This is a genomic window from Aetokthonos hydrillicola CCALA 1050, assembly GCF_017591665.1.
Lineage (GTDB): Bacteria > Cyanobacteriota > Cyanobacteriia > Cyanobacteriales > Nostocaceae > Aetokthonos > Aetokthonos hydrillicola.
In genome coordinates this window covers 70069-95187 of sequence record NZ_JAAKGC010000022.1, presented here as the reverse complement: position 1 = coordinate 95187, position 25119 = coordinate 70069, and the positions used below count along the sequence as shown (strand labels likewise).

The 25119-nt window shown below is 40.7% G+C and carries 20 protein-coding genes and 1 tRNA gene; 11 read left to right on the top strand and 10 right to left on the bottom strand.

Annotation, left to right across the window (positions count from 1 at the left end; genetic code table 11):
* Nucleotides 1–23 precede the first annotated feature (23 nt).
* Nucleotides 24–1220, bottom strand: a complete 1197-nt coding sequence (locus tag G4P69_RS13810; protein WP_208350251.1) for a Coenzyme F420 hydrogenase/dehydrogenase, beta subunit C-terminal domain — start codon at nt 1218–1220, stop codon at nt 24–26.
* 642 nt (nt 1221–1862) lie between these two features.
* Between G4P69_RS13810 and G4P69_RS13805 the strand changes: the two genes are divergently transcribed.
* The 5 genes from G4P69_RS13805 to G4P69_RS13785 all read left to right on the top strand — a co-directional run bounded on the left by G4P69_RS13805 (nt 1863) and on the right by G4P69_RS13785 (nt 4444).
* Nucleotides 1863–2171: a hypothetical protein gene (locus G4P69_RS13805; protein WP_243902851.1), complete on the top strand. Its 309-nt coding sequence runs from the start codon at nt 1863–1865 to the stop codon at nt 2169–2171.
* Nucleotides 2168–2782 carry a Uma2 family endonuclease gene (locus G4P69_RS13800; protein ID WP_208350237.1) on the top strand — a complete coding sequence of 205 codons (615 nt, stop codon included), beginning with the start codon at nt 2168–2170 and terminating at the stop codon, nt 2780–2782. Before G4P69_RS13805 ends, G4P69_RS13800 begins: the two co-directional genes overlap by 4 nt.
* Before the next feature lie 57 nt (nt 2783–2839).
* The gene (locus G4P69_RS13795) at nt 2840–3445 is read left to right on the top strand and encodes a hypothetical protein (RefSeq protein ID WP_208350234.1); all 606 of its coding nucleotides are present in this window, start codon (nt 2840–2842) and stop codon (nt 3443–3445) included.
* A 277-nt stretch (nt 3446–3722) separates the two neighbouring features.
* Nucleotides 3723–4112 (top strand): type II toxin-antitoxin system RelE/ParE family toxin, encoded by a 390-nt coding sequence (locus G4P69_RS13790; protein ID WP_208342240.1) that lies wholly within the window; start codon nt 3723–3725, stop codon nt 4110–4112.
* Complete coding sequence (locus G4P69_RS13785) at nt 4109–4444, top strand: helix-turn-helix domain-containing protein (RefSeq protein WP_208342239.1); 336 nt, start codon at nt 4109–4111, stop codon at nt 4442–4444. The genes G4P69_RS13790 and G4P69_RS13785 overlap by 4 nt, the downstream gene beginning before the upstream one ends.
* Nucleotides 4445–4635: 191 nt before the next feature.
* On the opposite strand, the gene G4P69_RS39210 is transcribed toward G4P69_RS13785, so the two are convergent.
* On the bottom strand, nt 4636–6849 hold the full coding sequence (locus tag G4P69_RS39210; protein WP_243902428.1) for a serine/threonine protein kinase: 2214 nt from the start codon (nt 6847–6849) through the stop codon (nt 4636–4638).
* 248 nt (nt 6850–7097) lie between these two features.
* Nucleotides 7098–8210 (bottom strand): hypothetical protein, encoded by a 1113-nt coding sequence (locus G4P69_RS13770; protein WP_208342237.1) that lies wholly within the window; start codon nt 8208–8210, stop codon nt 7098–7100.
* Between the two features lie 1062 nt (nt 8211–9272).
* Here G4P69_RS13770 and G4P69_RS13765 point away from each other — a divergent pair.
* The 3 genes from G4P69_RS13765 to G4P69_RS13755 all read left to right on the top strand — a co-directional run bounded on the left by G4P69_RS13765 (nt 9273) and on the right by G4P69_RS13755 (nt 12829).
* On the top strand, nt 9273–10727 hold the full coding sequence (locus tag G4P69_RS13765; protein ID WP_208342235.1) for a glycoside hydrolase 100 family protein: 1455 nt from the start codon (nt 9273–9275) through the stop codon (nt 10725–10727).
* A 111-nt stretch (nt 10728–10838) separates the two neighbouring features.
* Nucleotides 10839–12224 (top strand): 16S rRNA (cytosine(967)-C(5))-methyltransferase, encoded by a 1386-nt coding sequence (locus G4P69_RS13760; protein WP_208342233.1) that lies wholly within the window; start codon nt 10839–10841, stop codon nt 12222–12224.
* A 182-nt stretch (nt 12225–12406) separates the two neighbouring features.
* Nucleotides 12407–12829 (top strand): tellurite resistance TerB family protein, encoded by a 423-nt coding sequence (locus G4P69_RS13755; RefSeq protein ID WP_208342231.1) that lies wholly within the window; start codon nt 12407–12409, stop codon nt 12827–12829.
* Between the two features lie 119 nt (nt 12830–12948).
* Here the strand turns inward: G4P69_RS13755 and psb35 are convergent, their stop codons facing one another.
* Both psb35 and G4P69_RS13745 read right to left on the bottom strand, forming a co-directional pair.
* Nucleotides 12949–13176, bottom strand: coding sequence for a photosystem II assembly protein Psb35 (gene psb35, locus G4P69_RS13750; RefSeq protein WP_208342229.1), 228 nt, complete (start codon nt 13174–13176; stop codon nt 12949–12951).
* 232 nt (nt 13177–13408) lie between these two features.
* Nucleotides 13409–15841 (bottom strand): transglycosylase domain-containing protein, encoded by a 2433-nt coding sequence (locus tag G4P69_RS13745; RefSeq protein ID WP_208342227.1) that lies wholly within the window; start codon nt 15839–15841, stop codon nt 13409–13411.
* Nucleotides 15842–16048: 207 nt separating this feature from the next.
* Between G4P69_RS13745 and folK the strand changes: the two genes are divergently transcribed.
* Together folK and G4P69_RS13735 are read left to right on the top strand one after the other, a co-directional pair.
* Entirely contained in the window at nt 16049–16540 is a 492-nt protein-coding gene (gene folK, locus G4P69_RS13740) for a 2-amino-4-hydroxy-6-hydroxymethyldihydropteridine diphosphokinase (RefSeq protein ID WP_208342225.1), read from the top strand.
* A gap of 235 nt (nt 16541–16775) precedes the next feature.
* Nucleotides 16776–17324, top strand: coding sequence for an NUDIX hydrolase (locus G4P69_RS13735; protein WP_208342224.1), 549 nt, complete (start codon nt 16776–16778; stop codon nt 17322–17324).
* A gap of 105 nt (nt 17325–17429) precedes the next feature.
* On the opposite strand, the gene G4P69_RS13730 is transcribed toward G4P69_RS13735, so the two are convergent.
* Both G4P69_RS13730 and G4P69_RS13725 read right to left on the bottom strand, forming a co-directional pair.
* Nucleotides 17430–18083, bottom strand: a complete 654-nt coding sequence (locus G4P69_RS13730; RefSeq protein ID WP_208342223.1) for a cadmium resistance transporter — start codon at nt 18081–18083, stop codon at nt 17430–17432.
* Between the two features lie 175 nt (nt 18084–18258).
* The gene (locus G4P69_RS13725) at nt 18259–18870 is read right to left on the bottom strand and encodes a peroxiredoxin (RefSeq protein WP_208342222.1); all 612 of its coding nucleotides are present in this window, start codon (nt 18868–18870) and stop codon (nt 18259–18261) included.
* 138 nt (nt 18871–19008) lie between these two features.
* On the opposite strand from G4P69_RS13725, the gene G4P69_RS13720 reads away from it, so the two are divergent.
* Nucleotides 19009–21105, top strand: a complete 2097-nt coding sequence (locus G4P69_RS13720) for an amylo-alpha-1,6-glucosidase (protein ID WP_208342221.1) — start codon at nt 19009–19011, stop codon at nt 21103–21105.
* 150 nt (nt 21106–21255) lie between these two features.
* On the opposite strand, the gene G4P69_RS13715 is transcribed toward G4P69_RS13720, so the two are convergent.
* The 3 genes from G4P69_RS13715 to G4P69_RS13705 form a co-directional block, all read right to left on the bottom strand.
* Nucleotides 21256–21329, bottom strand: a tRNA-Met gene (locus G4P69_RS13715).
* 206 nt (nt 21330–21535) lie between these two features.
* A complete protein-coding gene (locus G4P69_RS13710) occupies nt 21536–23719 on the bottom strand; it encodes a peptidoglycan DD-metalloendopeptidase family protein (protein WP_208342220.1) in 2184 nt (727 codons plus the stop codon).
* An 844-nt stretch (nt 23720–24563) separates the two neighbouring features.
* The gene (locus tag G4P69_RS13705; RefSeq protein ID WP_208342219.1) at nt 24564–25031 is read right to left on the bottom strand and encodes a tRNA (cytidine(34)-2'-O)-methyltransferase; all 468 of its coding nucleotides are present in this window, start codon (nt 25029–25031) and stop codon (nt 24564–24566) included.
* Nucleotides 25032–25119 lie beyond the last annotated feature (88 nt).

The following is a 25119-nucleotide window of genomic DNA, read 5'->3' as shown; positions in this document are numbered from 1 at the left end:
GGGGCATGGGGCAATGGGTTTAGCTAAGATTTGGGGAGTTTATACTGATTTACAATTCGTTTTGCAAACTCTGGTACGTGTGCCTCTAATTTTTCTGGATGATTTCGCTTTACGTATAAGTAATTACGGGTGAAGTGAGAATCAATCGAGAAACGAGCATATTCTAAACCTTTGGGGCCAATTTTTTCAATAATTACACCCATGAGTTTTGCAGCCCATATAGGAATCGTAACGGCTTTATCATAGGCGGGTATGCTTTGTTGCACAGCAGCTTTGCGATCGCCACTTGTCATCACTGGCTGAGTTTCTAGCCAATCTTTGACTAATTCCAGCATTTCCCTGCCTGTATCATTTCTAACCGTGATCCATTGCCAACCAAAAGGTGCACCCATATAGCCGACAACTAAATCTGCTAGAGAATTAACATAATCAAAGCAGCTCATACAAGATGGAGCAAAAACATCTTTGAGCTTGTTCGTCTTCAATCCAAAGAAAGGCACTGTTTCTATTGAACCGTCTTCATGCTTGAAGTGAACGCGGAAGTCTTGCATGAACTCGTAATGTACAACAGTATTAGGCGAGCGACTGGTGGTTTCTAAGAATTTTTGCAACCCAGCACGAGTTACATTATCTACACATGGAGTACCCAAGACATAGAGCTTTTCTAAGCCAAGTTGTTTTTCAACAGCTCGTAGTGCTTGGATTTGACACCCAACACCGATGACTAATAGCCGCTTCATTCCTGATTTTTCAATCTGTTCTAAGACAGAAAGATTAGGTGAAAGTGTAGGTTTGTTGACTCTTGCTGCTAGTATTTCTTCTGGAGTGCGGGCGATGATCGGCATTGGTTGAAAGCGGTCTTCTTTGGTATTTTGTACACAGACGACACCTTCAACAAGGTTACGGTTCAGCATTTCAATGGCGATCGTGCTAACAATCCCTGTCCATTGAGCACCAGGAATCGGTTCTTTTTTTCGTGCCGCCATCATATCTTGATGAACACCAAAGTAAAGCTCATCTGGGTTATCTAGATTGCGGGAACGAGTGTGTGTTTGTTCTTCCAGTTCATGTATCTGTTGATTAAGAAAAGCACAAGCTTCCTTGACATAGTGAATATAATATGTATCACACAGTCCGCACTCGCTACACAGTTCTTTCGCTGGACGACGGCTAGTAGGTTTGAGGGCTTTAGCTTTTTTATGAGGAAAAACTGAGGTCATGTTAAGGGCAGCTTGTTAACTAAGAAATAAAATATCCCAAATCCTCACTTTACACAAAATTCGAGCTTGAAGATAGAGATTAACACTCCTATCACCACAAGACTATAAAAATCAATAAGTTTCGTTGCAAAATTGGTTCGTAGTTGCGCTTTAGCGCTAAGTTCTCCGTGTTGCTAGAATTTTAGATAGAAATAAGCCGTTGCACATTTAATTTTTTTTATAGGACGCGGGCAAGATGCCCGCACTACAATAATTTCAAGCCTTATGAACCCTAAATTTATAGGACCAACCCTTTCAAGGTGACTAACCAAGACACGTTGTTTCAGGGCGCTCATCCTGACTTCTATCCTAAAAAATAAAACCCTTTGACGATTGAAATGACCAATTTTCGTTCCTTATTCGACCACCTTGAAAGGGCTGATTTATAGGACTTATGCACTATACAAATCGAACATCATGTGTATTAACGGATAATGGCTGTTTCAGACCTGTAGGGGCGAATAGCATTATTCCTTGCAGATAATGGTCATAGTTTGGAATCTGCTGTCCGGAGCGGATGGTTAGATCAAAGACATATCAACCAAGGTAAACCGCCACGGCGTAGGCGGTAGGGTCTAGAAACGGTGTCCTAAGAGAATTGATTTGTTTGACCAACAAACCAGTTACTACCGTCAATCAGACTGCGAAACAGATGAACAATCTTATATTTGGGGTTTTACTCTGATTTACTACGATATGTTGTTACGCCAGCAACAGCGACGCCATATAGAATTATTAGAGAAAAATCAAACGGTCGAATTAACTGCTGTGGAACGTCAAGAACTTAGTGAGTTAAGGAAATATGCTGATATTTTGATGTTGCAGAAAGCCTATGCTTGGTCAGTTCTTCATTCGCGAGGATACGAAGTACCTTCCTTAAGTGAATTGCCTAATTATCCCGAGGTTGTATGACCCAAACCCTAGCCAAACTAATAACCTTCGATGAATTTATCGAATGGATTCCAAACGATGGTAAGCTTTACGAACTGCATAAAGGAGCAATTGTTGAGATGCCACCACCAAGCGGAGAGCATGAAAAAATTATCGCATTTTTGTCGCGCAAGCTCACGGTGGAATTTGACCGTCTCAACCAACCTTATGGAATTCCCAAAACTGTATACGTCAAAACGCCTTCTGCTGAGTCAGCTTACTCACCCGATGTATTGTTGCTAAATTTTGATAATATTGCCAATGAGCCTTTATGGAAAAAGACATCTACGGTTACTCAAGCCGAGTCAGTTCCATTAGTAATAGAAGTCGTTAGTCACAACTGGCGTGATGACTACTACGACAAATTAGGCGACTATGAGGAAATGGGGGTACCTGAATACTGGATCGTCGATTATGCAGCACTGGGGGGACGTAAGTTTATCGGTAACCCAAAACAACCAACTATTTTTGTGTGTGAATTAATTGATGGGGAGTACCAAATGACTCCATTTACAGGAAATAGCCTTATCACTTCTCCCACATTTCCCCAGCTAAACCTGACTGCTCAACAAATTTTTGATTCTGCTTTTTAACAGTGACGTATTTGTTCAATTACTCGCTGGATCTACATTTGTTTTATCTAACGACATATGCCATACAGCGAATTTACAACAATCACAAAAGTGGAAGAAGCTTTTGGTTTAACAACAGTTGAAGGAAGACGGTTTCTTCCAGAGATTGAACTAATCAAAGCTTCTGATCAACTTGTGGGTTATTTGGAAGAAGTTTTACCGATCGCGATCGCCACGGGTAGCGAAAAAGTGCGTTCCGAATTAATTATTGCTCCCATCCTCCTGGAAGTGTGGAGAATTTTGGAAAAACAAATCGGTATTTTTTCTGGCGAAGATTTTGATGTTGATAGTTCTGTAGGACTGAACGGAAGATGTGATTTTTTGCTGAGTCGCTCACCTAAACTTATAGAAATAGATGCTCCTGCAGTTGTGATTGTGGAAGCAAAAAAAGCAGATTTAAAGAGTGGAATTGGACAGTGTGTAGCAGAAATGGTTGCTGCTCAGCGATTTAATAAAGCGAAAAAGAAGCCTGTTAATACTATCTATGGTAGCGTTACTAGTGGTACCCAATGGCGATTTATGAAGTTAGAGGAAAATACAGTAACTTTTGATTTATCGGAATATCCAGTTCCGCCAGTAGATTTTATTCTTTCTTGTTTGATTTGGATGATTCGCAACGCTTGAAAAAAAGGAACATACCCTAAATTGGAATATGTGGTGCGATCATCTTACTCCCGTAATAAGTAGGTAGGGACAAATAAATCATTATTGGTTCGTATTTGCGCTACCCTTGTGGGAAGACACTGAAGTGTCTACAGCGCAAAAACAGCCCAACTACAAACCTTTCAAGTCAGTTGAAAAAACTTTAGAGAAAATATCTACGGCGCTCAGGGTTTGCCATAGGGTATAAAGTTGTTGTAGTTTTATCGCGATATTGCTATAAACAATTTAGGTGTAAACCGTGCCGACAACCAAAATCCTATTTTATCAAGAGAAAAAAGGTGACTCTCCGATTGTTGAATGGCTTCGTAAAATAAGAGAGAAAGACCCGAAGGGATTTTTAAACTGCTTGGCAAGAGTGGAACAGTTACAAATGTCTGGTTATGAACTTCGACGACCTGCAGCCGATTATTTGCAGGATGGGATCTACGAATTAAGGGCGAAACATCGAAACGTTCAGTATCGGTTGTTATATTTCTTTTATGGGGGAAATATTGCGGTGATCGATCATGGCATGATTAAAGAGCAATCTGCTGTTCCTCCCATCGATCTTAAAAACGCATTGGAGAGAAAGAAAAAGTTTGAACAGAATCCTGAGAAACATACTTTTGAAGGGGTTATCGACACATGAAAAAGACAACGGATGCTGTAGAAATAATGAAAGACATGATTGGAGACGATCCTCAGATGCATCAGATGTATAATGAGGCAACAGTAAACGCTGATGTGGCTCAACTAATTTATGAAGCCCGTACCGAAGCAGGATTGAGCCAAAAAGAGCTAGCTGAGATGATTGGTACTACTCAATCAGTTATTTCTTGCCTAGAGGATGCTGATTATGAGGAGCATTCCCTCTCTATGTTGACTCGAATAGCGACGGTTCTAAACCGAGAAGTGAAAATCGCTCTCGTTCCTATTGCACCCCATTTAGCGGAGGATTCCATTTCGCAGCATTCAGTGTGAATCAACAAATTGCCACTCTCAAATTCAACGTAGCGATCGGCAAATAGCTCAAGCAATTTCAGGCGCTGCTGAATACAGATACAGCAGTTTTTATAAAATGGAGAAGGGGGCTAAATTCTTTCCCCTCTCGCCATTGGGTTACGGTTAGGATGAGGGTCAATCTCAACCCATTACTTTATAAGCACAACCCTTTAGTGATGTCCAAATATTGGAAATATTTGATAAACTAGCCAACCTAATCCTACACCTAAGCAAGAAGTTGTAGCAACAATTACAAATCTAAGCCATTTGCTTAAGAATGTCGTCGATAATTGTCTTTGAAACAGACCCACAGGGAAAGCTGTAAGCAGACCCACACTGAAAGCTAAAAACCCAGCCAAAAAGAAAGCTAAAATCCAAGCTATCCCCGCAACCCCGAACCTTAAAGGAGCCCAAACCCCAGCCAAAAACGAATATACAGATCCAGATAAAACATTTAAAGGAGACCAGCACAAAACTCTAAAAAAAGCCGTAGCTACAGCCATAGTAAAAAACAAAGGTACAAACTCATCGCTAATAATAGACAGACCTAAAGCCACATCTACAGCTAAAGTCATAGACCCATATACAGCCACAGGTACAGCCCAAGGCGCTAAGAAAAAGCTATATACAGAGTAATAGAGAACAACACGGAGTAAGTAATCCCAAGGTATAATTACTGATGAATGTGGGGTAGGAGTAACTGAGCGAACTCCAACAGGTTGCGGTGGTTGGTTCGGCTGAACAGCTTGAGGAGGTTCCTTTAACAATTCCAACCATTCCTGCATTAACTGAGGACGATCTTGAGGTTCTATCTCCATCCCTTTAAGTATCGCCCGATTTACCCTGTCACTAATACTAGGATTAATCTTTTGAGGTTCTACTAATAGTGTGCCATTCGCTCTATTTATTGCCGGTTCTGGTAATCTTTTTGTTAAAACGAAATACAATGTTGCAGCTAGGGCATAAACATCAGTGTAAGCACCGCGTTTTGCCACGCTTTGATATTGCTCTATTGGTGCAAAACAATGAGAAAGATTTGCGGTGTGTAGCAGTGTAAGATTCTGAGTAAATTCCCGCGCAATACCAAAATCAATCAGTACTGCTTGTTGCGGATTGGAGCGCAAGATAATATTTGCAGGTTTTACATCCCGGTGCAATAAACCATTTTGATGAACGACTGTTAGTGCTTCGCCAATTTGTCGAATGTAACCCAAAGCTTCTGGTTCAGATAACACACCTTGATTCAAAACTCTATCTGCAAGATGTTCACCCTCTATGTATTGCATAACCATACACCACAGTTGCCCTTGTTGGAATACCTCACAAACTTTAACAATATTAGGATGGTTACATTTTGCCAGTCGTAGTGCTTCGTTCACAAAATCTTGCTGAAATTTGGCAAAATCTGGACGTTGTTGCACTCTCTCATTTAAGGTTTTGATAACAACTCGTTCGTTGCTATTAGCTCTTGCTAAATAGGTGATACCAAAACCACCTTGAGCAATATCTCTTTCAACTGTGTACTTACCATTATGCAACTGAAACCCACTCGTCCAAACTACAAAAGCTTGTTTGAGAGCTAACATTTCCAACCATTCTTGCATTGTTTGAGGACGGTTCTCTGGTTCTAGTTCCATCCCTTTAAGGATTGCTTGGTTCAGTTCATCACTTATAGTAGGAATATGTTGCTGTGGTGGGACTAATTGTACGCTATACATCTTGCGGTTCATAGAAGCTTCAGGTAATTGACCTGTAACCGCGTAGTAAAGTGAAGCAGCTAATGCGTAAATATCAAGAGTTGGTTTTCTATCTCCCCGAATTTGTTCGTGGGGTGCAAATGCGGGGTTCACAAAAACTTTTGAGCTAATAGTTTTAGGGGCTGTTTCACTAGCAATTCCAAAGTCAATTAGTACAGCTTTGCCATCTTGCTGCACCATAATATTACCTGGATGGGCATCTCGGTGTACTAACCCTGCTTCGTGTACTACCTTCAAAGCTTCGCCAATTTGACTAATATATTTAATAGCTTCCTGTATTGGTAATGCGCCTCTTGTTTTTACAAGGTTGAATAAGCTATCGCCTTCAACAAAGTCCATTACTAAACAGTAAGCATCACCCTCATCAAACAAATCTCTCACACGAACAATATTTGGGTGTTGGGTTTGGGAAAGTTTTTCTAATCGTCGTCCTTCTTCGATAAACCGTTTTACGTATTTGGGGTAATCTGGGTCATTTTTTAAACTTTCGTTAGGTGTCTTAATCACCACTAGATTGTTTAACAGTGCATGCTGTGCTTTGTATGTAATACCGAATCCACCCTGTCCAAGTATTTGTTCGATTACGTACTTACCACTTTGTAGCTGCTTCCCAGATGACCAAACCATTGGTTTAATTTGTTTGTTATAAGTTAGTTCGAAAACTTATTTACTTTTATGGTGACGCGATAATCACTGAGTATTATCTCATGTTTTAAATGATATATATCTAAAATCTTATTATAGGATTACTAAGTAAGTCGGCAAGAATAATACCAATTATGTAAAGTGTTATAAACGAGTTTGAAAATTTTGTAGTTGTGCTTTAATAATGCGCTAAAGCGCAACTACGAACTAATTATGATTTATTTGTGATCTTAAATCATTTGTGAAAAACCGTTGCCTGTTGAGTTAGAGCCTACTGTATCAACAGAGTTTTCCTCGCTAAAGCCCAACCGCCTACGCTGTTTAAGAAATATCTCGTGCATTCCTTGAGTATAAGGTAGCAATAAAGCCTTTTGTTCTGAGTCGACTCGACGGATAATTTCATCAGCTAATACTTGACACCATTTTTGGGTGAGTTCCCATTTTATTTCCACACCCTCTACAACCATCACACACAAAGGAAGTAGTTCTTGCTCTATTGGTGATAACGTACCTTGTAAAAAACATAACCACAGGTAGGATTGGAACATCGTAAGGTCGCGAATACAAGAATGTGCTATACCTGGATCGCTCAACGCTCCTCTACGACTATGGTGATTTGGAAGCAAGTGAGCGAGTCGCTTGTAAACAGCTTGGGCAATCTCTTCAGCAGCCGGGAACAGCTGCTCTACAATGATTAAAGTTGGTGAATCTAACTCATATTTAGCAGCTGCATTACAAACTCGTTGCCAAGGGCTAGAGACTTGTTCCTCTATAAACTTCAAGTATGGACTCAGCAATACTTGCTCAACAGATGTCAGCTTGTTGAGAATTAAGCTGTTGCTAAAGTTTAACTGTGTCGTCATAAAGCCAAGCGATCGCCAGTCCTTTGACACTTGGTGTTGCTCTTGAAACACCATTAATGTTGGTTCCAGGGCGTATACTAGCTCCTTCATCTGCGAGACGCTTAATCCTGGAACCAAAGGACTTTCAACTGTTTCTGTTGGGAAAGCATCCTCTTGAAGGGAGTGCTTTTGATAAACTTCCAGTAGCTTCTTATACACTCGGAAAGCAAACTGAGTGATGCGCCTTGCCTCGTTTAAATCTAAAATATTACCTATATAGTTGTATAAAGTCTTGGTTTGTATCCACGCCATCTGACAGTTAAGATCCAATACATGATCCTTGAGCTTATTGGTGGTTAAGGTTCTACCTTGTGATGAATTAGCTAGCAATAATAAAGTTCGGTCGGATACAGAAGAAAAGTTAAGTACGTAACGTTGAGCCCAAAGCTTGAGTAAGCATTCAACAGATGGAGTCTGAAGAGTTTGAGAAGTTTTTAGCATAATATAAATTTTTGTCTACAAAATTGCTGATCAACTTAAGCCACAAGCTTGGTGGTACTTTTTACTCAGTCGTTTAAAAATTGCAGTCAATCTACACCCAAGATAAATTTTTTATAGATGGCGTATTCAAGTGTTGAAGAGCCAAAAGTGTCTAATAACCACTAAAAGTACGCTTATCTTTATGTCGGTAGTATACTTCTGCTTATATTACAATTTACATAAACTCTGAAAATATTCAGGAAAATTTTATATTTCTACTTAATCACAAAGTATTAACTACAATTCCTTTGTATATAAAAATACTATTAAATACATTAAGAAGAATGAAAAAATCACATAAATTTATAACTTTAGATATATGACTAAAGGAGTATTGAACATTATTTCTTTGAGAAGATAGAATTGCTCATGTTTGAAACAATAAGAGTACAGCTTAACCTCCCTTCTTTTGTGTTCCCTATTACGAAATCTCTATCTACGCGAGGTTATTCAAAAATCGAACAGGACTGTCATGATGGTTCTGTTTGATTCACAAACTCTTTAAATAATCAGTATTTTTTTGAAATGCCATTTAGATCATTTATAAGCAAATCTTCAACAGAAGATTGCATTTTATGAAGATATGTTATAAGTTTGTTTCATAGGGGCAAGATCTGCTTGGCTAAATAAGCGTACTGAATATTAGTATCGTCCTGTACATAGACATAGACAGTGAACAGGATTTGCTTTAGCTTGCTAAACTAAAAACTCTGCATTTTTGAAATGAAAAACTAATTACTGAAAAATGGTTTTTATGTAACTGAAGCTAATAATCAAGGAAGTTACTGTTTAAAGTGAAGAAACACAGCTTAAGTAGTAAAAAAGTAACAACACATGACTATTTAAGCTGATGTAGAATTAAGTTTTTCATTGACAAAACACGCTATAACTTTTTTGAGTTAATATTGGCTATTCAATAATTTCAAGCTGTTAAGCAGAGAATAGCACAAGTAAAATCCATTGAATGAAAGTGCTACAACCACACTAATCGCAAACAACAAATCAATTGGAGTTATTCTGGAAATGCAATTAGACAAATTCGTAGAAATTAAAGATGTAGAAAAACAGGCTTGGGAAGCATTAGAAAAATCAATCATGTACTATAAGGGGCTTCCTGTTGGGACGTTAGCAGCTTATGATGTCTCAGTTGAAGCTCTTAATTACGACCAGTGTTTTATTCGTGATTTTATATCTTCAGCCTTAATTTTTCTCATGAAAGGGAGAACAGATATTGTTCGGAATTTCCTCGAAGTTACTTTAAGGTTACAACCAAAAGAAAAACAATTAGATGCTTATAAGCCTGGTCGAGGTTTAATGCCAGCTAGCTTTAAAGTGGTATCAGTAGATAATAAAGAATATATAGAACCGGATTTTGGTGAACATGCGATCGCCAGAGTCACACCAGTTGATTGCTGTTTATGGTGGGTAATATTATTACGTGCTTATTCAGTCGCGACAAAAGATTTTTGTGTCGCCTATAGACCAGAATTTCAAGAAGGTATCAGGTTAATAATAGAACTTTGTTTAGCGACTCGGTTTGATATGTATCCGACGCTATTAGTTCCAGATGGTGCCTGTATGATTGACCGTCGTTTTGGTATCGCTGGACATCCCCTAGAAATTCAAGTTCTATTTTATGCTGCATTGCGTGCTGCTCGCGAGATGTTGATTTGTGAAGATCAAGAAAACAAAGACATTATCGTAGCAATTGATAACCGTTTACCTCTTTTATGCGGTCATATTCGTCAGCACTATTGGATGGATCTTAACCGCTTAAATGCTATTTATCGCTTTAAGGGTGAGGAATACGGTAAAACGGCTGTCAATCTATTTAATATATATGCAGATTCTCTACCATACCGTGAACTAGATAAATGGCTACCTAGAAAAGGTGGTTATCTATGCGGTAATGTGGGACCATCACAGTTGGATACTCGCTTCTTTACTCTCGGAAATTTGATGGCTATAATTTCCGATCTTGCGACAGAAGAACAAGCACAAGCAATTATGACGCTTATTGAGTATCGATGGGAAGACTTAGTGGGAGATATGCCCATGAAAATCTGTTTCCCAGCTTTAGAAAACGAAGAGTATAGAATTGTTACAGGATGTGACCCCAAAAATATACCTTGGTCATATCATAATGCTGGAAGTTGGCCAGTCTTAATGTGGATGTTGGCTGCTGCTGCTGTTAAAACTAACAGAACACATATTGCACAAAAGGCGATTGAAATTGCACAAGTACGCCTTTGGGAAGATGAATGGCCGGAGTATTATGATGGTAAGGGCGGAAGATTAATTGGAAAACAAGCTAGAAAATATCAAACTTGGACAATCGCCGGTTTCTTATTGGCAAAAGAACTGATAGAAAATCCCACTCATTTACCGTTGATAAGCTTTGAGGAATTATCCCCAGAACTTGTCTCTAGGGCTTGCGAATTTGAACTTAATAGCGTCCATACGTTACTATTTGGTTAAATTGCTATGATCTTATAGCGCTTTTCATTTGTGTGAAATACATCGAAACCTTGGGGGCGTACACCGTATGTCCCTACAGGTATATTACAATCCAACTCTCCCTTATCCTCCTTGTCTTCCCACTCTCCCCACCCCCCTCACTCCCCCCGCCAGCTAGCTTTTATTGGGCTGCGAGATGTTCATAAAGGCGCTTATGTTGATATTGCGCTGGATCGAGTGCTGCAAAAAGTTAGCCTACCAGATCATGATCGCCGTCTTGTCACAGAATTAGTTTATGGCTGCGCCAGAAGACAACGAACGCTAGACTTTTTGATCGATCAACTTGGTAAAAAGAAATCTCACCAACAACCAAAAGACCTCCGCACTATCCTACACTTAGGTTTATATCAACTACGTTATCAAGAAAGAATTCCGGATAGCGCTGCTGTCAATACTACGGTGCAACTAGCTAAAGAAAATGGCTTTTCTGGATTGACAGGATTTGTCAATGGTTTATTAAGGCAGTATATCAGGCTAGTAGGGGGTGAGGATGGTTCCACTTCCGAATTTCCACCAACCCTAAAATTACCAGAGAACCCTGTAGAACGCTTGGGTATTCTGTACAGTTTTCCTGACTGGATGATTCAAGTATGGATAGATCAACTGGGTTTTGCTCAAACAGAGGAATTGTGTCAATGGATGAACAAAACTCCAGCGATTGACTTACGGGTTAATCCTCTACGTACTTCCTTCAACGAAGTTCAAGCTACTTTAGAATCTGCCGGTATTTTATCAAAACCTATTCCTCACCTACCTCAAGCTTTACGATTAATTGGTAGCAGTGGTGCAATTCAAAATCTACCAGGCTTTAATGAGGGTTGGTGGACTGTACAAGATAGTAGTGCTCAATTGGTTGGTCATTTGCTTGACCCTCAAAAAGGAGAAGTGGTGATTGATGCTTGTGCTGCACCGGGAGGTAAAACAACCCATATTGCAGAATTGATGGGGGATAAAGGAAAAATTTGGGCTTGCGATTCTATTGCTCACCGTTTAAACAAACTCAAAGAAAACATTCAACGCTTGAAGCTGCAATCTATCGAAATTTGTATTGGCGATAGTCGCAATTTACCGCAGTTTAAGAATAGTGGCGATCGCGTCTTACTAGATGCTCCATGTTCTGGCTTGGGAACTTTACACCGACATGCTGATGCACGATGGAGACAGACACCAGAGACTGTCCAAGAACTCTCTGTACTTCAAAAAGAATTGCTATCACATACATCGACTTTTGTCAAAGATGGGGGCGTACTCGTCTATGCTACTTGTACCCTACATCCAAAAGAAAATGAAGATGTAGTTTCATCCTTTTTAGCTGAACATCCAAACTGGGTACTTGAGCCGCCGAGTTTTGATTCTCCTGCTGGCAAATATTCTACAACCCAAGGATGGATAAAAGTCTATCCTCATCAATATGATATGGACGGCTTTTTTATGGCGCGTTTAAGAAAAATCAGGTGAACAGAACTCAGGAGTCAGAATACAGGAGTCAGAATAACTCTCCTTGGTTTCTGGTGTGGAAAATTTTTCTTTTTCTCCACGATTATATCATTGCCCTACAGAATTCAATTCTGAATTCTGATTCCTGACTCCTGTATTCTTATAGATAGATAACAAATAGCGAGCAACCAACAATATAGCATATGGTTAATAATTCGCGTATAAAGAGCTTAATTAAAATCTTGATTGGCGCTGCTTGGATTGATGGCAGAATTCAGTCAGAAGAAAGACAGTATCTTCGTCGAATAGCCCAAGAAAATGGGGTGGCTGACGATCCAGAAATTCAACCTTGGTTGTATGAGTTAGTTTCTGTCCAACCAGCACAGTGCTACGATTGGGTGAAAGAGTATTTAGGCGATCGCCCCACCGCTGAAGACTACCAAAACTTAATTGAAGCTCTCAGTGGCTTAATCTACAGTGATGGGGAAGTTGCAATTGAAGAAGCAAAACTCTTGACCAAATTGCAAACTTTATCTAAAGATAATGAGTCAACCCAACCCGGTCATAATACTATTCTCAAACAAATTCAAAAGCTTTACCGTCGTTGGGTTGAAGTTCAGGAATAAGGTATTTTTTTAATTCTTTCTTAAGAAGAAGACAGGAGTCCGTCGCCAGAATTGAGAATTGAATTTTGTGTACCTATTGAATTATTCTGACTCCTGTATTCTGATTCCTGACTCCTTTTTTATGCTTTTGGTTCACCAACGCCTGGGGTTTCTTCTTTCTCAATCTTTGGTACAACACTGGGACGTTCTTTGTCTTCCCAACCAACAGGGCGCTTAGAGTTGTACCAAGCAATTGACCCGATTGTAACAGCAGCAATAAAACCAGCTACATATACAAAAGCTGCTGACCAAGGAAAATGAGGTCCATTAACTGCTGCTTGACCTGCTGCTTGCATTAATAAATTCATTTTACTATCTTCCCTCTATTTTAGGTAACACTACTTATTAAGACCCTACAAAAATAGGGTATCATTCACATCCCCCGTTGGAAAGAGCATGGGGCATGGGGCATGGGGCATGGGGCATGGGGCATGGGTAATAGGGAAGAAGAGTTGTTTAATGCTTTTAATAAAGCCTGAATTACCTTATAATATAAAGCCACTTCTTCCTATGCCCTATGGCCCCATGCCCATTGCCCATTTAAGGTGAAGTGGGTCTTAGTCTATCACGCCAGGAAAGATGCTCTGATGATGAAGAAGAGGATGGAGTAGAGGAATTAGAACGGGGTGGAGAAGAATTTGTTTGTGTTGCTTGTCTGGAGTTTCCTGAGTAAGACTCTCCTGAATTTGTTTGTTCACTGCGAGATCTACGACTGTAGCTTCTACGCTGTGTAGAATTATCGGTTTGTTGTTCCTCGTAGCGTCGCCTTCTACGTCTTGGAGTGACTTCCTGTTGTGGTTGTTGCTCCTGATATTCCTGGGAATAGCGTCTGCTTCTACGTCTTTGATTTGAGCGTTCGCCCCTTGGGCGCAGCGCTTCGCTATCGCCATTATCATCGTCTTTATTTTGCTCATCAGAACCCGACGAACCATAAACAACACTTTTTGGTTTCACAGGTTCCCTCTTGAGTGTACCTTTACGACCTTCTAACTTAGGCCTTGCTGGAAACTTCTCTACAGGCATTCCCTTGACTGCTTTGTTCATAAATTCATGCCAAGTCTCGGCTGCGCTACCACTACTACCATCAGTGGGGTTATTATTGTCGTTCCCTAGCCATACACCTGTTACAAGTTGGGGAATGTAGCCAATAAACCACAAATCACGCGCATCATCGGTTGTACCTGTTTTTCCTGCTACGGGACGATCTAGTTGAGCAGGACGACCAGTACCATCAGTTACAACGTTGCGTAGCATCCAGGTCATAATAGCAGCACTATCGGCGTCGATAGCACGCTTTGGTTTGAAGTTAGCTGACCAAATAACTTTGCCTCTGCGATCAAGAATACGACGAATCCCATGAGGTTCGGCGTGCAATCCATTTGTTGCAAAGCTGCCATAAGCGCTAGTTAACTCTAGCAGGTTGACTTCATTAGAGCCTAGAGCCAATGAATAATTTGGATTGAGGTTAGATTTAATCCCCATATCATGAGCAAGTTTTATGGTTGGCTTAAATCCGACATCAATCAGCACCTTCACCGCTACTATATTGATTGATTTGGTGAGGGCGTTGACCATGTCTATTTGACCGTGGAAGCTGTCCTTAGTAAAGTTCTTTGGCTCATAGCCATCTACTTTAAAGGGTTGGTCTAAGTATGTATCGTATGGATTCTTGCCGCTTGCTATAGCAGCAGCATACACAAACCCTTTAAATGTTGATCCAGGCTGACGTTGTGCTTGGGTAACGCGATTAAACTGATTCTTACCAAAGTCTTTACCGCCAACCATCGCCTGAATTTCACCGGTACGGGGGTCAATGGCTACTATTGCAGCTTGCTTAAAGTTCTCCCAACGCCCTTGATTGCGCAGAGTTTTGGCTATTGCTTCTTCCGCCGTCTTTTCCCAAGTCCGGTTCAGAGAGGTTTCTACCGTTAAACCCCCTGCTTGCAGTACTTTGGCTGAAACATACTTCGGCAATTCTTTCTGGATATAACTGATGAAGTAAGGAGACTCCACTTGCCATCTCTTAGGTGGATTCGCATGAATCGTTAACTGTTCTGCCTGTGCGGCTGCTTTTTCAGATGCTGTAATATAGTTATCTTCTAGCATCCTCTGCAACACAATATCCCGTCGTTGTGTAGCTGCTTTTATATTCACTTGTGGCGAAAAGCGGTTTGGCGCTGGAGGTAATCCAGCAATTGTTGCCATTTCTCCTAAACTCAACTTGTTTACTGGCTTACTAAAGTACACCCATGCAGCATCAGCTACACCATAAGCTCCAGAACCCAAGTAAACAAGATTAAGATAGCGCTCAAGAATATCCTCTTTAGTCAGTTCGTGTTCAATTTTCTCTGCTAAACGAGCTTCTTTTACCTTGCGCCAAATTGTCCGCTCTTGTTTTAGAAAGAGAATCCGTGCTAGCTGTTGGGTGATTGTGCTACCCCCTTCTACCACGTTTTGCGATCGCAAGTTATTGAAAACTGCTCTGACAATTCCTTGGTAATCAACCCCTTTATGCTGATAATATCTTCTATCTTCTGAAGCGACAAAAGCTTTTTTTAGTTTATCTGGTATTTGCTCGAGCTTTAATTGTTCTCTAGTTGCGTCTCCTTGCTGCTGCAAAATAGTACCATCAGCAGCTTTGATGGTCAGTGTTTGCTCTCGGGTAACAGCGTTTAGTTCAGCTTTATCTGGCAGACTCCGATCTATTGACCCAATAAAATAATTTGCACCAACGATTCCACCACCTGCAGTTAAGGCCAACGAAAACAAAATAAGTTTGGTTAGTCTTCCTGATGGTTTGCTTCCATTTTCGCGAGGTTTGCGCTTTTGTTTTACCTGCTTCGTTGGTGGTAAGCTTTCATCCGTTGATTCCTCGTTCTCTTCGCGATCTTCAGGCAGCAATGCCTGGTTTTCTTGAGCAGAGTTCCTCAACTTAGTTGATCTTTCCTTGAACCAAGAGGTAAAATTTAGCACTTCCGTTCCTCGCTCCAAGCAATTGCAACCAAACTATATGTAAACATTTTCTGTCAATACACCAGGTTTATGGTAGTATAGCATTATATAAAACAATTAATTAAATTCTATGTAAATTTAATTAATTATTTCTATTAAGCTAATGTTGTTAAAAGCACCACAGTTTTAAATAGAAACTATAAGAACGAACAGACTTATTTTGACATAATGGAAACCTTTCAAAAGCTTAGTGCTGTTGCTCTTGGTAGCAATCTGGGGGATTCTGTAGCAATTGTGCAAGCATCTGTTGAGACTTTAAAACGAACACCAGGTATTATCCTAAAAGCAAAATCCAGATTTTACAATACCAAAGCGATTGGACCGCCACAACCAGACTACATAAATGCTTGTGTTGTCTTGGAAGTAGAAATGAGCCCACATCTGTTGCTACAAACTTTGTTACAAATTGAAAATTCTTTTGGTAGAGTTCGGCAAGAGCGTTGGGGAGCGCGATCGCTTGATTTGGATTTGTTGTTATATGATAACTTAATTTTGCGCACAGAGAAACTACAAATCCCCCATCCCCGAATACGGGAGCGAGCTTTTGTCTTAGTACCACTTGCTGAAATCGCTCCTGATTGGGTAGAACCGGTTTCTGGTTGTACTATTAAAGAACTCGTTGAAAAAGTGGACTGTTCTGATGTGCACTTATTGAGTTGAAATTAATAATACCATCGACAAACAAAAAACAAAAGTGTTTATCTGTGGTTTTTTGGACAAAGAATTCAGGAGTCAGGAGCCAGGAGTCAGTATGATCACAATGAATAAAACGGGTTTAAACGCTCACCATATACATTGTGTCTTTAATAAGATGGGTATTTATGCCCCAACAAGATTGATTCTGACTCCTGAATTCTGACTCCTGACTCCTTTTTTTACACTCGTTTATTGAACTATGCCATTAGGTAGAGAATTACCACAACTACTGAGACAACGGTTATTTTACAAAGGACGCAAGTTTAATTTTGAAGTCAATCGCTTGCGTTTGCCGAATAAAGCGGAGGGAGAATGGGAGTGTATTCGCCATCCCGGCGGATCCTTAGCTGTACCTGTAACAGCAGATAACCAACTGGTACTTATACGTCAGTATCGTTTTGCAGCTCAGGGAAGAGTTTTAGAGTTTCCGGCTGGAACTTTAGAACCAAATGAAGACGCTCTGCTAACAATTCAACGAGAAATACAAGAAGAAACTGGGTATCGTGCTCATAGTTGGCAAAGACTGGGAGAATTTTTCTTAGCTCCTGGTTATTCTGATGAAATTATCTATGCTTATTTAGCACGAGATTTGGAAAAACTGGAAACACAACTACCACGAGATGAAGACGAGGATATTGAAATAGTATTTATGACTCCCGAGCAGTTAGAGAAAGCTATTTTCGAAGGCGATCCTGTTGATGCTAAATCGATCTCTAGCTTTTTCCTAGCCCGTCGATTTTTAATTTAGAAAGAGGGAGCACCCCTGCGGGGAAGTCAAAAATCAAAAGTCAAAAGTCAAAAGTGGGTAAGATTGGTTTTTTTTCTTCCCCTGCTCCCTGCTCCCTGCTCCCTCTTAAAATTTAAATAAACTAAAGGTATCTCTTTCGTACATAATGAATAAACCTAAAGCAATCAATAAAAAAGGAACAAGTCTTTTACCATAGCGATTGAAAATAGAAGCAATATTAGGTTGACGAGCTAATAAGTAAGCAATTAAGCACCAAAGCCCTAATAATATAAAAAATATGCTTAGAATAATTCCTAAGCTGGTAAGGGTTTGACCAGCAAATAAAGGGACGTATATACTGATGTTGTCGCCACCATTAGCGAATGTCACAGCAGCGACTTTATAGGTTTGAGGACTTAAAATACTTAAAATAAAAGACAGGATACGATTATTGTGTAAGGGCTCGCGAAGCTCGGTGGTTACTGTCTGAACTTCTATTCCTTCTTGTTGCCTTTTTATCAATTGTAGAAGACCAATTCCTATAGGTAGTAGTCCTAGTAATCCCATATATTCCCGCCGCACTACCAACCCACCAAAGAAACCGGGTAAGCTAGCAATGAGAATGATGATAAAACCAAGATACTGACCAGTCACAATATGTCGCCGACGGAAGTTGGTATCTACTTGTGAAAAGAATAGCAGCAGAAGTAGCAAATCATCAGTATTAGTTGCTATGAAGGCGATGACTCCTTCAATTAAAGCTGTCGCAAGCCTATCCATAAAACAGTGATCAGTGAACAGTAAACAGTTATCAGTTAAACCCTATCAATGAATTGAGAGGATTTTGAGCAGTGAACGGTCAACAGTTATCACTGCTCAGGGTATAAAATGCAGTGTTAGTCAATAACTGCTACCGGTACTGATAACTGATAACTGATAACTGATAACTGTTTGTCTAAACGGCAGAGAAGTATACTTTTGACTTCACTGGATCAGGAACCATTGTTTGGTCGCCTGGTTGCCAACCAGCAGGGCAAACTTCATCTGGGTGAGATTGCACGTACTGAATAGCTTGTAGAGTCCGTAGAGTTTCATCAACGCTGCGTCCAAAGGACAGGTTATTGATGGTGGCGTGTTGGATAACGCCTTCTTTGTCGATAATGAATAATCCGCGCAGGGCTACACCTGCTTCTGGATCAAGGACGTTATAAGCAGCACTAATTTCTTTCTTAATGTCAGAAACTAGAGGATAGTTCAGATCTCCTACACCACCAGACTTGCGATCTGTTTGAATCCATGCTAAATGTGAGAACTCGCTGTCAACTGAAACACCAAGTATTTCAGTGTTAATTTTTTTGAATTCTTCATAGCGATCGCTAAAAGCTGTGATTTCTGTGGGACAAACAAAGGTAAAGTCTAGGGGATAGAAAAACAGAACCACATACTTACCGCGATAGTCGGAAAGTTTTACTGTTTTAAATTCCTGATCTACTACAGCTGTTGCTGTAAAATCTGGAGCTTGTTGACCTACACGGAGGCATCCTTCTGCTGAGTAAGTGAGGGGCATTAACCTAATTCTCCTTAACTTATATCCATCTAGTCACGTTGGGATTCGGGTTAAGTAAAACTCACCCATCCATACGATCACAGTTTAATTTACGATCTGTTACGACTATATCATAGTCATAACGATTTTGAGTAGCAAATGGCTGAATTAGATACAAGAGAATGGTTACTTACCAATGGCTTAGGTAGTTTTGCCAGTGGAACAGTTTGTGATGTTCGTACTCGTACTTATCACGGGTGGCTGTTTGCTGCAAAAAATCCACCAACTGACCGCACGCTCCTACTTTCCCACCTAGAAGCTAGCTTGGAATTACCAGGAAGAGTAGTACCATTGGGGACAAATTTTTGGGGTAATGGTCAGATTGATCCGAGTGGGTACAAACTGCTACGAAGTTTTGATATTAACCCAGTTCCTAAATGGATTTGGGGTCAAGACAATTGGCAGCTTACAAGGCTGTTAGTAATGCCCTACGGAAGATTGGACGAGGGAAGTATGGGAACACAGAGGGAAGAGACATTTTGTGCTATCCCTTATTTGTCTCATCGCTTTTTTGTTCAATATCGTTACGAGGGTAGGGATACTGCAATTTTAAGGCTGCGATTGTTCATAGCAGATCGTGACTTTCACGCTTCGCAAAAAGCTAGTTCAGAATTGCAGTTCTCTCAAATGTTGGGATACCAGCAAGTATGTTTGCAAGGAATAATTTCTGATCGTTTTGGAACACCTTGGCACTTGCGCTGGACACAGGGAGATTATAAGCCAGAGGCATTTTGGTACTGGAATTATATTTTGCCAGAGGAAAAACTGAGAGGATTAGGCGATCGCGAAGATCTATATAGTCCTGGTTACTTAACAGTCACTCTCCAACCAGGAGATGCAGTCACGTTAGAAGCACGGACAGGTTTTCCCAATGAAAGAGAAAGTCCTTTGACAAGTCAAACCTTTGCAGAAGTTGTTGCTTATGAGCAAGATCGGCTTTCACAAATTTTTGGAGGATGGGAGAAAGGGACAATGGAAGCAACAAAGGAGGGGGAAAAATTGATTGTTTGTCCTTCTACACAACAAATACCCCAATCTCCAACTTGGCAGAAACTACTAAAAGCAGCCGATCAGTTTATAGTTTATCGTGCTTCGATTGGTGGCCCCACAGTTATTGCTGGTTATCACTGGTTTAATGATAGAGGACGTGATACTTTAATTTCTTTACCTGGTTTGACACTAGTTCCACAACGCTTTAATTTGGCAAAAGGACTACTGCAAACTTTTGGGCGTTACTGTCGCCATGGTTTAATTCCAAACACTTTTCCCGATATTGATGGCGAACCATCTTACAACAGTATTGATGCAGCACTGTGGTGGATTGAAACGTTAGGGCTTTACTTAGAAGCTACCCAAGACTGGCAGTTTTTAGCAGAGCAGTACTCTGTAATACAGCAAATTTATAAAGCTTTTGTTGGTGGTACTCGGTATAATATACAAGTTGATTCCACAGATGGGTTAGTGGGCTGGGATGCACCTGGGGTTGCTCTAACGTGGATGGATGCTGTGATTGATGGACAGCCGGTGACTCCGCGCCGAGGTAAGCCAGTAGAAGTCAATGCTTTGTGGTATTCAGCGTTATGCTGGGCTTCTCGATGGGCAGAAATATTAAGTGAGCAAGGAACTGTTGTTGATTCGCCACGTTTGGCTAAGCAAGCACAACGCTATGCTCAACAAGCACAACAGGTAAAAACTTCATTGCAAAAGTATTGGAATCCTCAGTTGGGGTATTTGTATGATGTTATAGAACCTGACGACTATCGCAACTCTCAGATTCGAGCAAATGCTGTTTTAGCGCTTTCCCTTGCCCATTGTGGATTTTCTTATCAGCAAGGACGTCAGATACTTGAGCTAGCTAAATCTTGCTTGCTAACTCCTTATGGTCTTCGCACTCTCGATCCATCTGATAAAGAGTATATAGGTAAGTACACTGGTGATCATGAACAGCGCGATCGCGCTTACCATCAAGGTACTGTTTGGACTTGGCTAATTGGTTCTTTTATCCGCGCTTGGGAGCGTTTTTACCCAGAAAAACCGGTGCCCTTTGATTGGGAGCCTCTATTAACCCACTTTTTATCTAATGCTTGTATTGGTTCAGTTTCTGAAATTTTTGACGGCAACAAACCCCATTTACCCAAAGGAGTCATTGCTCAAGCGTGGTCAGTTGCAGAAATTATCCGCCACTACCGGGAGTGATAAGGGAAGCAGAATCAACACTTACTCCACGCTCCTGCTCTAGTAACATTTGAGGTGCATTACAGCTTACTATCACGCACCCTACATGTTCAGACCTGGAGCCAGTGATTCTGACTCCTGACTCGTGTATTCTGTATTCTCTTTTAATAATGGCTCAGGTCGGATTTGAACCAACGACCCCAGGCTTATGAGTCCCGTGCTCTAACCAACTGAGCTACTGAGCCAGAAGTTTTAACCACATTACCTATTATAACACAACAATTCTCTCGTGACTATTATCTCGACCCAAAAATTTGTTGAGGTAATCGAATTAGGAATCAAACCCAGCGAGTCTTACGAAAAACTCGCTGGCCTTAAAAACCGGAGGTGAAATTGTCACCAGATCCGTCTCCTCAAAAACTTAGGGCTTTATAAAAGCCTTGACACATAATTAGATACGTGGTAGGAATGCGATTGGGTTGACTGCTCCCTTGCCAGATGGATGAACTTCAAAGTGGCTGTGTGGTCCAGTACTAAAACCAGTACTACCCATCAAAGCTATTGTTTCACCTTGGTGTACTTGCTGACCTATGCGCACTAGAATCTTGCTGTTGTGACCATAACGAGTCAGACTGCCATCTGGATGGCGAATATCTACAAGATTGCCGTAGCCACCATTGTTCCAACCTGCTTTTTCAATCACACCATCTGCTGATGCATAAACTGGTGTGCCAGTTGAGTTAGCAACGTCAATTCCTTTATGCATTCTACCCCAGCGCATACCAAAACCAGAAGTTAAGGTACCTTTTGCTGGCCAAATGTAGACGTTATGACCTATTACAGGAGAAGGTGTTGTCTCATCAATTGGTCTGGGTAAGTATCTATCTACTGCTGCTAGAGGCGGTAGGGTTGGAGATACTGTCGTTCCTCGTAACCTACCGAGAGATTGAGAGGAATCTACATTTCCTACAGGGGTTGGGAAGTTAGTGTTCCGATTTGGTAGGAACTCGGGATTAATTGCGTCGTCATCATCAGGACGAGTCGCACGAACCTGACCTTTGGCTGGTTTGTTGCTGTAGTTAAACTCCATTGGTCTAGGAACAGGAATTGGTACCGTTTGATTATTCTCTTGAGGAACAGGAATCGGTACTGCCTGATTACTTTGTTGTACAACAGACGCTTGCTCCGAAACATTATTGGATTGAGGAGCCTCTATTGTTGCTGAATTCCCAGATTGCTGAGCACGATATTTTTCTCGTAATCTCTCAATTTCGTCTTGTAGACTGCGCAAACGAGGATTTTTGCTGTTTTTTGCTTGTTTAGTGCCTTCAACTCGGTTTTTAGCCCTTTGCATGTCGGCTATAGCTTGGGGTATTGGACTATCGCCACCCATCCCATAAGCACTAGTTGGGCTGGTTACTGTTTCCGTTGGGATAGAAGTATTAGTGATGGCTTTAGCAATTACCGGAATTTGAGGGTTTGTTGATGTTACACTAGTAGTACTACCGTTACTCGCGATCGCTGTGTTTGTGCTTGTGTTAGTACTAGCAGCCGCAAATGTATTAGTATTGCGGTTTTCAGTACCAGGAATAATCAGTTTTTGACTGATTTTTAGTTGATTAGGATCAGAAAGACTATTTGCTCTTATCAGTTCTGACACTGATGTACCGTAATTGCTAGCCACTTGTTCGAGCGTATCTCCTGACTTAACCCCGTAAGCTGTAGGAGCGGGCGATGTAACAGTTGTGGGTGTGGCTGCTGCAGTACTTGTCTGAGTCTCAACAGAACGGTGCTTTAACGTTGAGCCCAGTTTTTCTCTTCTGCTGGCTTGGCTCAAAGCCTCTGATTGATCTGTTGAAGCTTTGCTGACATTGGTTGTCTGTGGCAAGTTTTGCCCTATGCTGCTTGGCTGCGCAAACCCGGTTGCAGTTTGTGATAAGTTTGCTGTTCTTCTAGCCCGCAGCTGAGCTAGACTTTTTCTCAAACGATTTGATTTTTCTTGTAAATTGTTGAGTGCAAACTCCTGTTGAGCCTTTAGCTGAGCATTCAGATCCTGATCCACTGTGCTTGCTCCAGCTGCTATTTGGGGCTGAACTGTGGGGGATGTGTTTTCAGCTACGTATACAGACTTGTTTGAGTTTTGTAAATCCGGTTTGACTGAGGGAAAAGTTTGTTCCTTTGCCTGTTGAACATTGCTAGGAACTACTACGGGCGCAGCAGCTTTTACAGGCATTCCACTTGCCGCAACTTGCGATTTAGCTCCAAGCCCAGACATCTGTGAAATAGCTGTTGGTTCCATTACTGCATGGTGTTCAGGCACGCTTACTGATGAAACAGCTTGCGACTCCAGCGACTTTGTAGGAACAAATTTCACTTCAGTATCAGCAGCAGCCGGAATTGTTGAGGTTGTATTTTGGTTACCTACAGGTTCCGCTGCTAGGGCTTGGTCGCTTTGTCGAGTCACTAAAAAGCTGGTTGCTCCCATAGAGATCGCCAAGCCAATCATGGCGGCTTTAGTTGGCATCCGACGGTTAACCCGTGAATGAACTACACTACTTAACTGCTCGGTTGAAGCATCATCACTTGGGGTATTTTCCTGCACAGCCTTCTCTCTTTTTTTCAATGCTCGTTTCAAAGACGACCTCCTACGATCACTAGTGCTTAACTAACTCGATTTTTCAATACGGAACTAGTCAATGATTTAGATCACGAAGAACTTATTGTTCAGTTCACACTCACCAGAGGTACTTACGAAAGATTAACCTGCTTTTGGTGATTTAGACAAGTTGACAATATCTAAATTTTTTTTGTCTACTTGTTTTTCTCACTCCTCACAACCACCTAAAAAAATTATTTTGTCTTCTATCCTTGACATTTGTGCTTCGCTGCTTTGACCCGTAACACTAGACAAACACACACTAATTGCACTGTCTTGGTAAGGCTATAAGCACTAAAAAACGTTAACTTTGAAGAGAAGCACACTTACTCTGGTTTGTAGATATTTTCAAAGTTTTTCCATTTAATCTGTTTTCCCTATACGAGACTTTACGTTGATTATTCCCTAAAAAAGAACCTTCTTCACCTATAGGTATTTTTTCACCTCTACCCAAGTTAAACAGAATACAGAAACAGGTAAATGCCTAAATGCCTAATAGGACTTCTTCTCAAGGCTTTTGTTCCCAAACCAGGAAAAACGACAATTCATAAAAACCTATCATTCAAACTTCGTCTTACCTACGATTTAGTATAAAGATTTCTTATAGGTTCTCACCTCTAGCATTAAGTATTTTTCTCTAACGTTAGCTTTTTACTTTAACCGATAGCATACTACTTCATAGGATTTATTTTCCAAAAATACTGCTTCTTCAAGAAATCATTACACCTGGTTCATCTTGTTTTAACATTTTCGTAATATTTCTTAGTTCTTTAAAATACAGTGATGCTTCAGCAAGCCCACGGTGTGATTGCTTGTTGAATGTTCATTGATTATCTATATAGTTCAATTGACGACGGGCTTCAAATAAGCCAATTGCTACACTGACTGAAAGATTTAAACTGCGAACATTAGGTTCGCTCATAGGAATGAAGAGAGTAGCATCGCAAGTGCTGAGCACTTCGTCTGGTAAGCCATTGGTCTCACTGCCAAAAATCAACCAGTCATCAGCTTTAAACTGAAAGCTTAAGTAATTATAACTACCCTTAACGCTAAAACCTAACTGTCTTCCCCCACGTATTCCGTGTATTTTTTTAAACGCCTCAAGAGATTCGTGATAATGTAGCTTTACGTAGGGCCAGTAATCTAAACCAGCTCTTTTGAGGTAGCGATCGCTAATTTCAAACCCTAAAGGCCCAACCAAGTGCAACTCTGTGCCTGTAGCAGCACAAGTCCGAGCAATGTTGCCTGTATTAGGGGGAATAAGGGGGTTAACTAAAACTACCTGAGGCATGGACAGCAAAATTTAAATATTTGAATAATAAATGTATCAGGCTTTTTGAATCTATCTAAAGGCAGAGGGCAACTATAGGTTTTTTTTA

Coding starts and splice junctions, on each gene's coding strand:
- G4P69_RS13810 (WP_208350251.1), bottom strand. CDS start 1,220: ATGACCTCAGTTTTTCCTCATAAAAAAGCTAAAGCCCTCAAACCTACT.
- G4P69_RS13800 (WP_208350237.1), top strand. CDS start 2,168: ATGACCCAAACCCTAGCCAAACTAATAACCTTCGATGAATTTATCGAA.
- G4P69_RS13795 (WP_208350234.1), top strand. CDS start 2,840: ATGCCATACAGCGAATTTACAACAATCACAAAAGTGGAAGAAGCTTTT.
- G4P69_RS13785 (WP_208342239.1), top strand. CDS start 4,109: ATGAAAAAGACAACGGATGCTGTAGAAATAATGAAAGACATGATTGGA.
- G4P69_RS39210 (WP_243902428.1), bottom strand. CDS start 6,849: ATGGTTTGGTCATCTGGGAAGCAGCTACAAAGTGGTAAGTACGTAATC.
- G4P69_RS13770 (WP_208342237.1), bottom strand. CDS start 8,210: ATGCTAAAAACTTCTCAAACTCTTCAGACTCCATCTGTTGAATGCTTA.
- G4P69_RS13765 (WP_208342235.1), top strand. CDS start 9,273: ATGCAATTAGACAAATTCGTAGAAATTAAAGATGTAGAAAAACAGGCT.
- G4P69_RS13755 (WP_208342231.1), top strand. CDS start 12,407: ATGGTTAATAATTCGCGTATAAAGAGCTTAATTAAAATCTTGATTGGC.
- psb35 (WP_208342229.1), bottom strand. CDS start 13,176: ATGAATTTATTAATGCAAGCAGCAGGTCAAGCAGCAGTTAATGGACCT.
- folK (WP_208342225.1), top strand. CDS start 16,049: ATGGAAACCTTTCAAAAGCTTAGTGCTGTTGCTCTTGGTAGCAATCTG.
- G4P69_RS13735 (WP_208342224.1), top strand. CDS start 16,776: ATGCCATTAGGTAGAGAATTACCACAACTACTGAGACAACGGTTATTT.
- G4P69_RS13730 (WP_208342223.1), bottom strand. CDS start 18,083: ATGGATAGGCTTGCGACAGCTTTAATTGAAGGAGTCATCGCCTTCATA.
- G4P69_RS13725 (WP_208342222.1), bottom strand. CDS start 18,870: ATGCCCCTCACTTACTCAGCAGAAGGATGCCTCCGTGTAGGTCAACAA.
- G4P69_RS13720 (WP_208342221.1), top strand. CDS start 19,009: ATGGCTGAATTAGATACAAGAGAATGGTTACTTACCAATGGCTTAGGT.
- G4P69_RS13705 (WP_208342219.1), bottom strand. CDS start 25,031: ATGCCTCAGGTAGTTTTAGTTAACCCCCTTATTCCCCCTAATACAGGC.